Genomic DNA, 14,074 nt, shown 5'->3' with positions numbered 1-14,074 from the left:
GGACCTATTCCCGAGATCGCCAAGGGTCACCCGCCGTCCAGGCGCCGTCGGTCGTCCTCGTCCCACTTACGGGTGTCGCGGGGCTGGGTGTAGGGCTCGGTGTCAGGCGGCAGGCCACCCGCTATGGCCCGCTGGCGTACGGTCTCGGCGTCGAACTCCAGGCCCAGCAGGATGGCGAGGTTGGTGATCCACAGCCAGACGAGGAAGACGATGACGCCGGCCATGGTGCCGTACGTCTTGTTGTAGGAGGCGAAGTTCGCGACGTAGAACGCGAACCCGGCCGAGGCGATCATCCAGATGACCAGGGCGAGGAAGCTGCCCGGCGTGATCCATTTGAAGCCCTTCACCTTCGCGTTCGGGCTCGCCCAGTACAGGATGGCGATCATGACGGTGACCAGAACGATCAGGACGGGCCACTTGGCGATCGACCACACCGTCAGCGCCATGTCACCGATACCCAGCGCGGCCCCTGCGTGGCGCGCCAGGCCGCCGGTGAACACTACGATCAGCGCACTGGCCACCGCCAGCACCATCAGGACGACGGTCACCCCCAGGCGTACGGGAAGGATCTTCCACACCGGCCTACCCTCGGGCATGTCGTAGACGGCGTTCGCCGCGCGAATGAACGCGGCCACATAGCCGGAGGCCGACCACACCGCCAGCAGGATGCCGACAGCCGCCATGACGGAACCGACCCCGGCGTTGCTCTGCAACTGCTCCACGGCCCGGGTGATGATGTCGTCAGGAAGTCACAGCCCACGCAGCGAGATCATCGTGGGGATGTGTGGCCCTGCGTGTTCGAAGCGTCACCAGTGTGTGCCCGCTGGAAGGTCCCGTACAGGAGCCACAGGGACGGAATCAGCAGCGCTGCGCCGCAGGCCAGGGCGATGAGACAGGCGGAGAGCACGGCTGCCTGGGAAGCGGCCTGGTCCACGGTGAGGCTGCCGACCAGCATGGCCGGGTACTGGGCCGCGCCCCACGCCCACAGGATCGCGGCGACGGCCAGCGCCGCCGCCCCCCGGGCCGCGACGTATCGCCGTCGCGTCAGCAGGCCGAGGCCCAGGGCACCGCTGATCGCGCTGAGGACGACCAGCGGCAGCGCCCGGTGGGTGAGTCCGTAGAACAGCTGGGAAGCGTCGGCGTGCAGTACGGCGATGCCGGCCAAGGCGACGGCGCCGCTCGCCAGTCCGCTGACGATGGCACGGCGGGCGAAGGCCCGCGCCAGTTCGGCGTCGCCCTCGCGGTCGGCGTCCGCGCAGAGGTAGACGGCGGCGAGATGCGCGCAGGTCAGGACGGCCAGGACACCGCCGAGCGCGGAGGTGGGGTTGAGCCAGCTGGTGATGACGTCACCCGTAGCGAGGCCGGTCGGCACCCGTCCGGAGGCGACTGCGCCGGCGACGGCGCCGAGGAAGAAGGGGGTGACCAGTGACGAGATGGCGAAGCAGGCGCCGAAGAGCCGGCGCTGCCACAGTTCGGTGCTGGCCTTGCGGAAGGCGAAGGCGGCGCCGCGGGCGATGATGCCGAGGGCGGCGAGGGTCAGCGGCAGGTAGAGCGTGGACATCACGGCGGCGAAGACGGGTGAGAAACCGGACCAGAGCAGCACGATCACGAAGATGAGCCAGACGTGGTTAGCCTCCCAGATCGGGCCGATGCTGTGCTCGATGAGCCGTCGCTGTGCATCGCCCCGGCGTGCGCCCCCGGCGAGCAGATCCCACACACCGGCACCGAAGTCGGCGCCTCCGAACAGGGCGTAACACGTCAGTCCGAGCCACATGACGGCGAGGGCGGTGTCGGCGAGCACGGTGCCTCCAAGGACGGCTACGGTTCGCTGGGCGGTGGCGGTGGGATCGAGGTGAGGGGGTCGAGGGATCATCGGCCCGGCGAGTCATCACGCTGCTCCGTCAGACCACGGGATACCCCCGCACGTCCGCTTCCTGCGGTGCGGCCGGCACGGCCGTCGCACGTGCCAGGCGGCGCAGCACGTACACCGTGGCGACGGTCATGGCGGCGTACACCACCAGCACCAGCCACAGGCCCGCCATCAGGCCGGGTGCGGGGTTCACGGCGTCCCGTACGCTCATCACCCCCCACACGATCCACGGTTGCCGGCCCAGCTCGGTGACGCTCCAGCCGCTCTCCAGCGCCACCACGGACGCCGGCCCGGCGAGCGCGACGAGCACCAGGAGCAGGCGGCTACCGCGCCGGTCGAGGAGTTCACCGCCCGAGCGCCGGGTCCGCCACCACGCCAGGAGCAGCCACAGGCCGAGGGCCAGCAGGAAGAAACCGACGGCGACCATGAGGTCGAAGGCCCAGTGGACGCCGGTGACGGCGGGCCACTGGCTGCGGGGCACCGTGTTCAGTCCCTTGACGACCGTGTCCGTGCGGTATCCGACCAGCAGGGAGAGACCGTCGGGGATCTCCAGGCCGTACTTGAGTCCGTCCTGCCCGGCGACGCCGCCGATGGTCAGCGGGACGTGGGAGCCGGTGCGGTACACGCCCTCGATGGCCGCCAGTTTGACCGGCTGGTAGTCGGCCAGGAAGCGGGCGGCCCAGTCGCCCACCACGATCTGGAAGGGGGCGACCACCGCGCCGACGGTGAAGGGGATGGCGAAGCCCGCCTTGTGGTAGGCGTCGCGTCGGCCGCGCAGCAGGGCGACGGCGTACACGGCGGCGGTCAGGAACGAGGACACCATGAACGCGGCGAGGATCATGTGCACCGTCTGCGGCGGGCTCGCCGGGTTAAGCATCGCCGCCCAGGGGTCCACGTGGACGACCTTGCCGTCGCGCAACGTGAAGCCGCGGGGCTGGTTCATCCAGGCGTTCGCGCAGACGACGAAGAACGCCGAGGCGGTGCCCGCGATCACGATGGGAATGCCCATGAGCAGGTGCCTGCGGGGCGCCAGCCGGTCCCAGGCGTAGAGGTAGATGCCCAGGAAGATCGCCTCGATGAAGAACGCAATGCCCTCCAGCGCGAAGGGCAGCCCGATGACCTGGCCGAAGCGTCCCATCAGCCCGGGCCACAGCAGCCCCATCTCGAAGCTGAGAATCGTCCCGGACACCGCCCCCACGGCGAACAGCACACCCATGGCCCGCGCCCAGCGCCGCGCCAGCAACTGCAACGCCGGATCGTTCCTGCGGATGCCCAGCCACTCCGTGAGAAGGGTCAGCGCCGGCAGGCCGACTCCGAGGCAGGCGACCACGATGTGCCAGGCCAGCGAGAAGCCCATCTGCGCCCGCGCCGCCGACAGGTCCCCCTCCGTCGCGGCGCGCGCCAGAACCAGGACGGGATGCGAGCCAGGGGAAACCGCGACGTCGTTCACAACCACTCTCCCGCCGAAGACCGTCACCGCAGGCTTCCCTGTTCACCTGGCATCAGCCCGCGGCCACCTCGGGGTAACCCACCCGTGTCATCGCAAACCGCATGAGCGGCTCGCGGCCGGGAACGCGGGTCCCGAGCCGGACCACGGGCATGGGCCGCGGTCCCCGGAGTTTCCTACGCTCGCACCGAGCCCGGAGGCCCGCCAGCGGAGGCACACCACATCCCCGTCGCCAGGACTGCTCTCGCGCCGATGCCAAGTCGGCGACTCGGACAGGTCGAGCGGCGGACAGCGGGACTCTCGCGCCGACGGGCGATGACTGCTTTTCCCCGCGGTGTCAGCCGGGGCCCTCCTCAGATTCTGCTCGTTCTTTCAAGGTCTCCTCTGTGGCCTCGCCGGACGTGTCGGGCTCGGGGTGCCCTTCCTCCTCCGGGTGTACGTCTCGCTCGTCCGTCTCCTGCTCCAAAGGCGACGCGTCTTCGCGCTCTTCTTCTCCGGAACTGCTCATGGCTGCCTCCCTCAGGGCGCCGCTGGGACGTACCGGGTTCCCCGGACCATGGCGTAAAACGAGGCTCAGCGAGGCTGAGCTGAAGCTCCCACGGTGGTTCTTCAGCAGGGGAATCGTCCGACGTGCCCTGCGGTCGAACGCCAGATGATGCCCGCGGTGGCGTGGCAGGCGACGCCTGGTCTTGGGTACTCGTGGCGGCAGTGGCCGGGTGACGAGTCGGGCGACGCTCGTCCTCATGGTCGGTCACGTTCGCGGGCGAGAGTCGGCGTGCGCGCCCACCCTCGGGAAGGGAAGGCCCGGAGGTGAGCAGGGGTGGTGGATCGGACGGTAGGCCGGCAGCGGCCTTTGACCAGGGTCACCACGGCTGCCACGGCCGGACACGTCTTCTTCGAACTGGCCGCGGGGGTGGGAATGCCGCTGGCGTCCGTGCTGGGACCGTTCACCGCGGCGACCGCGTGGGCCGCCGGTACGTGGGCCGCCTGGCGTGCGGCGGCCACCCGCCCCGCCCGCGATGATCCGCTGTTCGCCGTGCTCGACAGCGTGAGCCTTGCCGCGGTGATCGCCCACCTGGCGGGCTGGCCGAACAGGCCCACGCGGCTGGGAATCCCGTGGCTCACGGACTGTGAAGGACTCGGCCCGCGTCTCATGCCCTACTACAACCCGATCCTGTACGTCTCCGGTGCTGCCGCCGCGGCGGCCGTGCTGTTGGAGAACCGCTCTGCTCCCCGGCGCCTGCCTCTGCTGTCCCTGCCCCTCGTTCCTCTTCTCGTTGTAGCCCAGCGCGCGGAACACCGTCGGCTGAAGACGATCGCGGAAGCACATCCCGCCTGGTGGAACCGCCGCCTCATGGCGACAGCACGGTCTGAAAGCGAACGGCGCGTCCGGCACCCCCGAGTGATCGAGGCCACTAGGTGACGGCTCACGGCCGACGAATTCTTCACAGATCCGCAGTACTGCGCGGCGACTCTCCGGCGAGCCACGCCCGGACACCGGGCAGATAGCGGAAAGGAGTTGGGGTACTCGCCGCGCACAGGCGCTCGCCATCCCCCGTGGTGCGCGCTCACTCGTACGACTTCCGCCTCTCGAGGATGTGACCGCGCATGAGTGCCGCTGGGAAATCGCTGACGGTGGCCGCCGCAGGGCTGGCCGCCGGGGCTTTCGTCGTCATGCGGCGAGCGAAGGCACGGCCGCCCCGCGCAGTCGCCGGGGAGCGCTGGCTGACGGTGACGGTCAACTGCGCGCCGCACGACGTGCAGGCCGACAAGCTGCCGTCGCCGCTGCAGGAGTACGCCCACCGTATCGAGACTCGCATCCGTCCGGCGCCCGGTGACCGGGGCACGGAGCTGGCGGTGCGCCTGAGGGAAACCGAGCCGGACGCCGCGTACTCGGTGCCCGCGCGGCTCGCCGGCGCCGACCCGCGCCAGGATCTGCGCCGTGCCCTGCGCGCAGCGAAGGCGCTGCTGGAGGCGGGAGAAGTGCTGCAGCCCGACGCACCGCCCACCACGCACGACACCCCGGGCGGCAAGCTCGTGGGTCTGCTCAGCCGCCGCGCCGGTGGGGAGGGAGTGCTGTGAAGGCCCTGTGCTGGGAAGGCGTCAACAAGCTGTCCGTCGAGCAGGTGCCGGATCCTGTCCTGCGCAACGACCAGGACGTGATCGTACGGCTGATCGCGGGCACCACCTGCGGCTCGGATCTCCATCTCATCGGCGGCTACATCCCGTTCATGCGCGCCGGGGACGTCATCGGGCATGAATTCCTCGGCGAGGTCGTCGAGGTCGGTTCGGCCGTGCGCCGGCACAAGGTGGGCGACCGGGTGGTGGTCTGCTCGTTCGTCGGCTGCGGCCGCTGCTGGTACTGCACCCACGACCTGTGGTCCCTGTGCGACAACACCAACACCAATCCCGGCATCGGTCAGGCCCTCTTCGGCGCCGACACCGGCGGCATCTTCGGTTACTCCCACGCCATGGGCGGGCTTCGCGGCAGTCACGCCGAGTACGTGCGCGTTCCTTTCGCCGACTACGGGGCGTTCCCCGTCCCCGAGGGGGTCGACGACACCAGCGCCCTGTTCGTGTCCGACTCGGTGCCCACCGGATGGATGGGCGCCGACCTGGCAGGGGTGAAGCCCGGCGACGTGGTCGCCGTTTGGGGCTGCGGGGCCGTCGGGCAGATGGCGGCGCGCGCCGCGATCCTGCTGGGCGCGGAACGCGTGATCTCCATCGACAGGATCCCCGAGCGTCTGGAGATGACTGAGCGGCGCATCGGCAGTGAGGTCATCGACTACACGAGTACCGACGTCGGGGTGGAACTGCGCGAGCGCACCGGCGGGCGCGGCCCCGACGTGTGCATCGAGGCGGTCGGCATGGAAGCGCACAGCGACAGCCCCGTGCACCTCTACGACCAGGTCAAGCAGCAGCTCCGGCTCCAGACCGACCGTCCCACGGCCGTGCGGCAGGCCATTCACGCCTGCCGCAAGGGCGGCACAGTCTTCGTCCTCGGCGTGTTCGCCGGCGCCGTCGACAAGTTCCCCCTCGGCGCGGTGATCAACAAGGGGCTGACCGTGCGGGGCGCCCAGCAGCACGGCCAGCGCTACATCCCCATGCTGTTGGACCGGCTGGCGGCCGGAGAGCTGAGCACGGCCCACCTGGCGACCCACACCGTGCCACTGGAGGAGGCGCCGCGGGCCTACGAGATGTTCAAGGAGAAGAAGGACGGTTGCGTACGGGCGGTGATCCGGCCGGGCGACTGACCGCTCCGTTTGCCGTCCGCGCAGGTGGGGACCCGGCCGACCATGAGCACTACGCCACGCCGTCGCCCCCGGATGCGGCAGAGCCGCCTCCTGTGGCTGCTGGACCGCTTGGAGCGGGAGCCCAGGGCCGACGCGGTGATCGACGCGGTTCGCAAGAGGGTGCAGACCCTGCCCCTCGGTGACGGGCGGGACCTTCTGCACGGCAGGTGGCTGGGGCACCCGGTGCATCCACTGATGGTGCAGGTACCGATCGGCAGCTGGCTGTCGGCGGCGGTACTGGACCTGTACCCCGGCCGCTCCCGCGAGGCGGGCCTGCTGGTCGGCGTCGGCCTGGCCTCCGCCGCGCCCGCGGCCCTGGCGGGCTGGGTCGACTGGGCGGAGCTGCACCGCCAGCAGCAGCGCGTCGGGCTGGTGCACGCCCTGGCCAACTCCACGGCTGTCGGCCTGTACGCCGCCTCGCTCACTTGCCGCGCCAGGGGACGGGACGCCACGGCCCGGGTCTATGGCTTCCTCGGCCTGACGGCCGTCGCGCTCGGTGGCATGCTGGGCGGCCACCTGGCCTACCGCCAGGCATCCGGCGCCAACCACGCCGAAGAGGTCCCGTACGTCGTCACCCAGGGCTGGCACCGGATCGGAGCCGTGGCGGACTTCCCGGTCGACCGGCCGGTGCGGCGCAGCGTGGACGACGTCCCGGTCCTGGTCGTCCGGGAAACCGGAGGGGCGATCCACGCCCTGGCCGAACGGTGCAGCCACCTCGCCGGGCCGCTCTCCGAAGGCAAGGTCAGCGACGGATGCGTCCAGTGCCCCTGGCATGGCAGCGTCTTCCGGCTCTCGGACGGCTGGAACGTCCGCGGTCCGGCCACCGCGCCCCAGCCGGCTTTCGACACCCGGATCACCGACGGCCACGTCGAGATACGCCTGCGCCAACAGGATCCGGACGGGCAGGCGCCGGGCGAGGCGGGCGAGGAACAACGGCGTACGGAGACGGGAACCCATGAACACCGCAGCTGACGGCCGCCTCGCAGGACGTATGCACGCGCTGCTGCAGCGGACCGGAAGGCAGTACGCGGCAGGGCACGACCGGCCGCTGGGCGGCTACCTCGCAGCTATGACGGGCTTCGCCGCGTACACGACGGCCTGGGCCACCGCCGTACGGCTCCGCGGGCGGCCGCTGCCCGAGCGGCCGGAGCCGTGGGACGTGGTCCTGACCTCGGTCGCCACGTTCCGGCTCAGCCGACTGCTGACCAAGGCATCGGTCACCAGCCCGCTGCGCGCGCCCTTCACCCGGTACGTCGCCCCGCAGCGCCCGGCGGAACTGCACGAGGAAGCACAGTCCGAGGACGCCAAGCACACCGTCGGAGAACTGGCGACCTGTCCCTTCTGCATGAGCGTCTGGGTGGCCTCCACCCTGACCGCAGGCCAACTGCTCTGGCCGCGCGCGACACGCACCGCCATGGGCGCGCTCGCCGCTCTGGCCGGCGCGGACACGCTGCAAGTGGCCTACAGCGCGTTCATCGAGAAGACAACCGGCGAGTGACCCGGCAGCGGGCCGCGGTGGGTCTGCACTCCTCGGCCCGGAGCTGGGCCGAGGACTGACATGCGGGAGCGGCAGGTGTGCCCGTTCGCTGCGGGCCGCATGGACGGCCGGCGCCACACCGACGAGAGGCAGATCGGAGCGTGGGCGGAATCCCCCGGGCAGAGGCGGTCTGCGACCGCGACCGATTGGTTTTTCCGGGCGTCCGCTTGGTGCGGGGCACCGACCACCCGGGTGAAGGCGGTCGTAGCGGGTACTCGCCGGGGCATGCTCAAGCGCGCACTGTGGCAGGGACTGCTCGCCGGCACCGCCGGGGGAGTCGTGATGACCTTCGGTGAGAAGATCGAGCAGGCCGTCACCGGCCGCCCCGACTCCCATGTGCCCGCACGGGTTCTCCAGCGGCTGACCGGCCTGCCTGAACGTTCCGGCAGACAGCCGCTGCCGGTCAACTGGGCCATGCACTACGGCCAGGCGGCCCTTCTCGGAGTGCTGCGGTCGGTCATGGCGCAGACCGGACTGCGCGGACCGATCGCCTCCGCCAAGTTCACCGTCGTCCGCATCACCAACGACCAGATCCTGGAAAACGCGACCGGCGTCGGCGCTCCACCGGCCACCTGGCCCCGCCAGGAGCTCGCCGTGGACCTTCTCCACAAGGCCGTCTACGCCTTCGCCACCGGCGCCGTCGCCGACGCCCTCGCCGCCCGCAGTGGGCCCGGCCCCGGGCAGCGCCACGCTGCCGCCCGCCCCGGCCGCCACGCTGGCTTCGGCCCCCTGCCCCGCGGACACGCCTACGGAGCAGACGGCGGAAAGTGAGTGGGCGTCGAGTGGTTCCACCGTGCCCGAGCAGTACTGCCTGACGCCAGGGGGCCGCGGCAGGTCAGGGCATGCTCATGGCGGTGATCAGAGCGGTGACGGCGGGAAGGCCGCCTTGGGCCAAGGCGGCGCGTTGCCGGTCGGCGCCGGTGCCGCCCTGCAGGAGCCGGTGGACGAGGGCCGTCACCTGCCGGTCGTCGCCGGACGCGTCCAGCGCGGGAGCGACGTGGCGCAGCAGCTCGTACAGCATTTCGCCGGCCCGGCGCTGTCGGCCTCCGGGATCGATCAGGGTGCTGCTCAGTCCGTGGCGGGCGGCGTGCCACATGCTGGCCTGCAGCAGTTCCTGGTCGCAGTCGAGCGCTGGAGCGCCGGCGGCGGCTTCCGCCAGCGCGGTCTCCACGAGGGCCCGGACCAGGCCCGTGAGCATCACCGCCTCGTCGGCGCGCAGCTGCACGTCCAGGCACCGCACCTCGATGGTGGGATACCGCGCCGAGAGCCGCGCCTGCCAGTACAGCTGACCGGTGTCCGAGATCAGACCGCCATCCAGTAGCTGCTGAACGCGCCGGTCGTGGTCGGCGATGTCGGCGAAGTGCGGGGGCATGCCGCTGACCGGCCAGCGGCTGAAGATCACGGTGCGCCAGCTGGCGAAGCCGGTGTCGTGGCCGTCCCACAGCGGAGAGTTCGCCGACAAGGCTGTGAGGGTCGGCAGCCACACCCGGATCCGGTTCAGGACCTGCACGCCGGTCTCCCTGCTGGGCACGCCGACGTGCACATGCATGCCGTTGACCAGCTGCTCCGCCACCAGCTGGGGCGCCTGGGCGAGCATGGCCCGGTAACGGGCCTGGTCGGTGACCGCCACGGGATGGCCGTGGCGCAGCGGGGGTGTGGCGCAGGCAGCGATCCGGCAGCCGTGCGCCTCGGCAGCCGCTCCGACGGCGTGCCGCAGCCGCAGCAGGTGCCCGCCGACCTCCTCAAGCGTGCCGCATACCGGGGCGGCCACCTCCACCTGCGCCTGCAGCAGCTCGCAGTGCACCTCCTGGTCGGCCACGAGGCGCCCTAGGCCGGCTGCGGCTCGCACCTTGTCCGCCATGGGTACCGGCAGACCCGTGACTGGGTCGAGCAGCAGGTACTCCTCTTCCACACCGATCGTCGTCATCGATCGCCTTCTGTTCCGCCCGGCCGTGCTGCCGGACTGGCTCCCGATGCTCCCGGCAGGTGCATCGCACCGGCGAGGACTCACCGGAGAAGTCACTCGGCGGCGCCCGAGTGACCGCACCCACTTCCCTGTAAACCGTCACCCGTCGCCGACAAGCCCGGCGGGATCCCGCCCGGATGCCCATGCGTCGATCGCTCGGTGGTGGCCCGGAGACTCACTTCTGAGCGCCGGCCCGTTGCAGCCCTGTCTCGTGGCGCGGCTGGCTGTCGCGTTCGGCGCATACCGGCTGGCAGTCCTCGAGCGCCCCTTGGCATTCTTGAGGCGGCCCGACTTCACGGCTCCGGTATGTCAGCTCTGCCCCATGGCCTTGCGGACGGCGTCTTTCGTGCGGTCCATGAGTGCGGCCACCGGACCGAGGGCCACGTTGGCGGTGGCCGACTGGACACCGGGGTGGGGCCGGGTGGGAGCCATCGCCTCGGCGGCTTTGACGGCCTTGGCCATGGCGGCGAGGTTCGTGACATCGGTGCTGCGGCGGATGTGCGAGAACTCGTAGCGTTCCTCCGCCCTGGCGTGCTCCTGCACCTCGGTGCGCAGTTGCATGAGCCGGGGCATGAACTTGGGGTCGTCGGTGTCCATGTCGTCCAGGGCGGCGAGGGTCTCCTTGGCCGACTTCTCCTCCGCGAGACGGTCCTTGACGACTTGGTCGCCGCCCTCGACTGCCCTGCGGACGAAGGGGTGGACGACCTCTTCTTCGGCGGTCTCGTGCACGGCCAGCAGGCGTACGAGGCGATGGAAGGCGTCCCGGCGTTCCTCGCCCTGGCTCTGCTCGACCTCGTCGAAGAGGTTGCGGATGTCGCCGTGCTGACGCATCAGCAGAGCAACCACGTCGATGTCGGGTGCCCGGTCGTCGCCGGCCTGGGGCGTCTGAAGCTCGGACATGTGCGGCGGCCTCACTTCTCGCGCTGGGCGGGGTCGGGGTGCTCGCCCTCGGTCTGCACGCGGTACTCGCGACCGAACATCGCGTCGTGCTCCGTCATGACCCGGTCGCTCGGCGGGGCCTCGCCGCCGTGGATCTGCTCCTGCATCTTCTCGAACCGTTCGTGGGCCTCGCGCACGTAGCCGGCGCCGAGGGTGGTGAGGTCCATCTGGGTGTCCAGCAGTTCGCGCAGGTACTGCTTGTTCGGCTCGAAGGTGAGCACGTTCGGCAGCTCCGGCGCCAGGACCTCCTGCGGCTCGCGCCCGTCGTGCCGGCGCATCAGGTCACAGGCGGTGTGCAGGTGCTCCAGCTCCATGTTCAGGTGCAGCTCCCAGATCGACTTCACCCTGGGGTCGCTCTCCTGCTCCATGAAGGAGTAGTACAGGTAGCACTCGTTGTACTCGTGGTTGACCAGTTGCTCCCACCACGTCTCGCCCGGGTCGACGAGGGACTCGTAGTGCGTGACGTGCTCTTCCTCGATGAGCCCGATCTCCTGGTAGAGCTGGCGGGCGATCGGCTCCATGTAGGTGGGGCCGGTGTTCATGTAGAAGTTCATGGTCTGCTGCTCCGCCGACAGGATCGTCAACGCGTGCAGCTTCGACAGCGGGTTCGTGGCGTCCTTGTCGTACGGGTCGCGGACGTTGTCGACGGGGTCGCGGTGGTGGAACCGGGTGGGCCGGCCCGGCATGACCTCGGTCAGGTTGTCGACGATCGACTCCGCCTTGCGGTGCTCGATCATCTCGTACAGGTTGGCGTACCGGTACAGGTGGTCGAAGTCCTCCAGCACGCCGAACTGGTACGCCTGCTTCAGATAGGGGTCGGGCTCCATGCGCGCGACCCACGCCGTGAGGTCCACGGCGACCTGCTCGTAGGCGATGGTCGTCTCGAGCACCGAGGAGACGCCCGGCAGCAGCCAGTTGACGACCTTCTGCTGCTGCGCCTCGATGTAGCGGGTGCGGGCCAGCTGCCGCTTGATCTCCGGGTCGGCCGTGTTGCGGGCGAGCTGGTGGCTGAAGAGGATGGCCTCCACCTCGATCCCGTTCATCGTGATGATCCGGCACCGGGTGTACGGGTCGCACCGGTCGGGGTCGATCGGCTGCACGTCCAGCTCCCGCCAGCTGCGCAGCTGACGGTCCAGCGGGATGCCCCGCTGTTCCAAGGGATTGAAGGTCATGGGGGTGCCTCCTGATGCAGGGCGACTCGTGCGCCGGCGGGTACCCCGCCGCGGACGACGAGCACAGGTCCACCTGCGAGTCTCACCGTCATCGCTGGCTTTCAGCCACCGCTCGCGCCCGGGGGCCGTGCGATTCCCCCTACTGGATCAGCCGGGGTGACAGTGCCGGAGCGCTATGGCATGACCAGATCGGTGCGCACCGGGGCCGTCGTCCGCGCCGGACGGTTGCCGGACGTGAGGCCGGCCGCCGTCTGCCGACCGCCGTATACGTGTGTCCGAAACCACCTCGGGCACAGTGGGTAGGGCACCCGGTTTCCACCCACTGCAATATCGAGAGCCGCCGCTCGTTGACCCGCGGTTCCAATGGTCCGCCTTCGACTCGCAGTGACGCACGACGGCGGCATCTTGGCAGTCCTGCTCGTCGGCGACGGGCGGTTCGAGTCAATTCATCCGAACGAGCGGGCTGACGTGGCTGCAAGCCGGTCAGACGGAGAACAGTAGGTGGGCGCTGTCCTGCGGCGGGTCTGACTCCTGAGATCTCTGACCGAGGTGTCCTGATCACACTGTGTCGACCGCTGGCCAGGAGACAGCGCACTGTTGGTCTCGGGCTGATGGACGTGTCTCGATAGGGGCTTGCCGGAAAGGCGTCATCACGATTCTGACCGTCCGCACGGCCCGGTGCCGGCTACGCGATAAGCCGTCGGCCTAAGAGGTAACGAGCATGACCGGCACGTCCACCGCTTCGCGTCCTCGTCGGCGTCGGCCAGCGAGGGAGGTGGTCCTGGGAGTAGACACGCACCGGGATGCCCATGTGGCCGCCGTGCTCTCCCTGGTGGGGGAAGTAATCGGCACCCAGGAGTTCCCGGCCAGCGCGGCCGGCTACCGCAACCTGCTGGGGTGGGCCAGGGCGTCGGGTGCGGTGCGCCGCGCCGGAGTGGAAGGTACCGGTTCCTTCGGGGCGGCCCTGTCCCGCTACCTGCTGGCCCAGGGCGTCGACGTTTTCGATGTCAATCGGTTCGACCGGGCCGACCGCCGTCGGCGCGGCAAGTCGGACCCACTCGATGCCGAGAACGCGGCCCGGGCGGTGCTGAGCGGGCGGGCGCGCGCCCAGGCCAAGGCGGGCGATGGGCCGGTGGAGATCGCCCGGATGTACAAGCTGGCCAAGGACTCGGCGGTCAAGGCCCGTACCCAGGCGATCAACCAGCTCAAGGCCGTCCTCATCCGTGCCGATCCGCAGCTGAGGGAGGAACTGGCCGGGCTGGGCAACGCAGAGCTCATCCGCACCTGCGCAGGGCTCCTCGACGACAGCCAGAACCACGAGGCCGGCGAAGGGGCGGTGCTTCACGCCACCCACGTCACCCTGGGTCTCCTGGCCCGGCGCATCAGGCAGCTCAGCGAAGAGATCCAGGATCTGGAAGGCCGCCTGACCCGGCTGGTGGAGCGCCACGCTCCGCAGCTGCTCGAGGTAGTGGGCATCGGTCCGGACACGGCCGTCACTTTGCTGATCACGATCGGGGACAACCCGGAACGCCTGGGTAGTGAGGCGTCCTTCGCGGCGCTGTGCGGGGTCAGCCCCGTCGAGCGTTCCTCGGGCAGTCGGCAGTACCGGCGTCTCAACCGCGGCGGCGACCGGCAAGCGAACGCGGCCCTGCACCGGATCGTGCAGACCCGCCTGCGCGTCGACCCGCGCACCCAGGAGTACTACGAACGCCGCAGCAAGGAGGGCAAGACCCGGCGCGAGATAGTCCGCAGCCTCAAGCGCTACGCGGCCCGGGAGGTCTTCCACCTGGTCAGACCTGTGCAACCGCAACCTCCGTTATAGGGGCAGTCGTGAGACGTGAGAGGGTCTG

13 protein-coding genes and 1 pseudogene are annotated in these 14,074 nt (G+C 70.2%); 7 read left to right on the top strand and 7 right to left on the bottom strand.

The genetic code is table 11. From position 1 onward, the window contains the following. Positions 1–26: 26 nt before the first annotated feature. The 4 genes and pseudogenes from ACZ4U1_RS25090 to ACZ4U1_RS25075 form a co-directional block, all read right to left on the bottom strand. Positions 27–740: pseudogene (locus tag ACZ4U1_RS25090) on the bottom strand (YihY/virulence factor BrkB family protein); the annotation flags it as partial. A 29-nt stretch (positions 741–769) separates the two neighbouring features. Beyond that, on the bottom strand, positions 770–1,801 hold the full coding sequence (locus ACZ4U1_RS25085; RefSeq protein WP_467906110.1) for a cytochrome d ubiquinol oxidase subunit II: 1,032 nt from the start codon (positions 1,799–1,801) through the stop codon (positions 770–772). 100 nt (positions 1,802–1,901) lie between these two features. Further along, entirely contained in the window at positions 1,902–3,320 is a 1,419-nt protein-coding gene (locus ACZ4U1_RS25080) for a cytochrome ubiquinol oxidase subunit I (RefSeq protein WP_467906108.1), read from the bottom strand. Between the two features lie 334 nt (positions 3,321–3,654). Continuing rightward, positions 3,655–3,825 carry a hypothetical protein gene (locus tag ACZ4U1_RS25075; protein WP_467906107.1) on the bottom strand — a complete coding sequence of 57 codons (171 nt, stop codon included), beginning with the start codon at positions 3,823–3,825 and terminating at the stop codon, positions 3,655–3,657. Positions 3,826–4,140: 315 nt separating this feature from the next. On the opposite strand from ACZ4U1_RS25075, the gene ACZ4U1_RS25070 reads away from it, so the two are divergent. From ACZ4U1_RS25070 to ACZ4U1_RS25045, 6 genes are all read left to right on the top strand, one after another. Continuing rightward, positions 4,141–4,740, top strand: coding sequence for a hypothetical protein (locus ACZ4U1_RS25070; protein ID WP_467906106.1), 600 nt, complete (start codon positions 4,141–4,143; stop codon positions 4,738–4,740). Positions 4,741–4,925: 185 nt separating this feature from the next. Continuing rightward, on the top strand, positions 4,926–5,399 hold the full coding sequence (locus tag ACZ4U1_RS25065; RefSeq protein WP_467906104.1) for a hypothetical protein: 474 nt from the start codon (positions 4,926–4,928) through the stop codon (positions 5,397–5,399). Then, the gene (locus ACZ4U1_RS25060) at positions 5,396–6,571 is read left to right on the top strand and encodes a zinc-dependent alcohol dehydrogenase (protein WP_467906103.1); all 1,176 of its coding nucleotides are present in this window, start codon (positions 5,396–5,398) and stop codon (positions 6,569–6,571) included. Before ACZ4U1_RS25065 ends, ACZ4U1_RS25060 begins: the two co-directional genes overlap by 4 nt. Before the next feature lie 42 nt (positions 6,572–6,613). Then, positions 6,614–7,582, top strand: coding sequence for a Rieske (2Fe-2S) protein (locus ACZ4U1_RS25055; protein ID WP_467906101.1), 969 nt, complete (start codon positions 6,614–6,616; stop codon positions 7,580–7,582). After that, positions 7,566–8,108 (top strand): DUF1360 domain-containing protein, encoded by a 543-nt coding sequence (locus ACZ4U1_RS25050; RefSeq protein WP_467906099.1) that lies wholly within the window; start codon positions 7,566–7,568, stop codon positions 8,106–8,108. The genes ACZ4U1_RS25055 and ACZ4U1_RS25050 overlap by 17 nt, the downstream gene beginning before the upstream one ends. Before the next feature lie 264 nt (positions 8,109–8,372). Then, positions 8,373–8,918 (top strand): hypothetical protein, encoded by a 546-nt coding sequence (locus ACZ4U1_RS25045; RefSeq protein ID WP_467906098.1) that lies wholly within the window; start codon positions 8,373–8,375, stop codon positions 8,916–8,918. Between the two features lie 64 nt (positions 8,919–8,982). On the opposite strand, the gene ACZ4U1_RS25040 is transcribed toward ACZ4U1_RS25045, so the two are convergent. From ACZ4U1_RS25040 to ACZ4U1_RS25030, 3 genes are all read right to left on the bottom strand, one after another. Then, positions 8,983–10,074, bottom strand: a complete 1,092-nt coding sequence (locus ACZ4U1_RS25040) for a carboxylate-amine ligase (RefSeq protein WP_467906096.1) — start codon at positions 10,072–10,074, stop codon at positions 8,983–8,985. A 348-nt stretch (positions 10,075–10,422) separates the two neighbouring features. Continuing rightward, positions 10,423–11,013 carry a hemerythrin domain-containing protein gene (locus ACZ4U1_RS25035; protein ID WP_467906094.1) on the bottom strand — a complete coding sequence of 197 codons (591 nt, stop codon included), beginning with the start codon at positions 11,011–11,013 and terminating at the stop codon, positions 10,423–10,425. 11 nt (positions 11,014–11,024) lie between these two features. Further along, positions 11,025–12,224, bottom strand: coding sequence for a hypothetical protein (locus tag ACZ4U1_RS25030; protein WP_467906092.1), 1,200 nt, complete (start codon positions 12,222–12,224; stop codon positions 11,025–11,027). A gap of 721 nt (positions 12,225–12,945) precedes the next feature. Here ACZ4U1_RS25030 and ACZ4U1_RS25025 point away from each other — a divergent pair. Next, on the top strand, positions 12,946–14,046 hold the full coding sequence (locus tag ACZ4U1_RS25025) for an IS110 family RNA-guided transposase (protein WP_467906091.1): 1,101 nt from the start codon (positions 12,946–12,948) through the stop codon (positions 14,044–14,046). Positions 14,047–14,074: the final 28 nt, after the last annotated feature.

It is taken from the genome of Streptomyces sp. NPDC028928, assembly GCF_055564915.1.
Note: the sequence above shows the minus strand (reverse complement) of the source record. Positions and strands in the feature narration are given on the sequence as shown.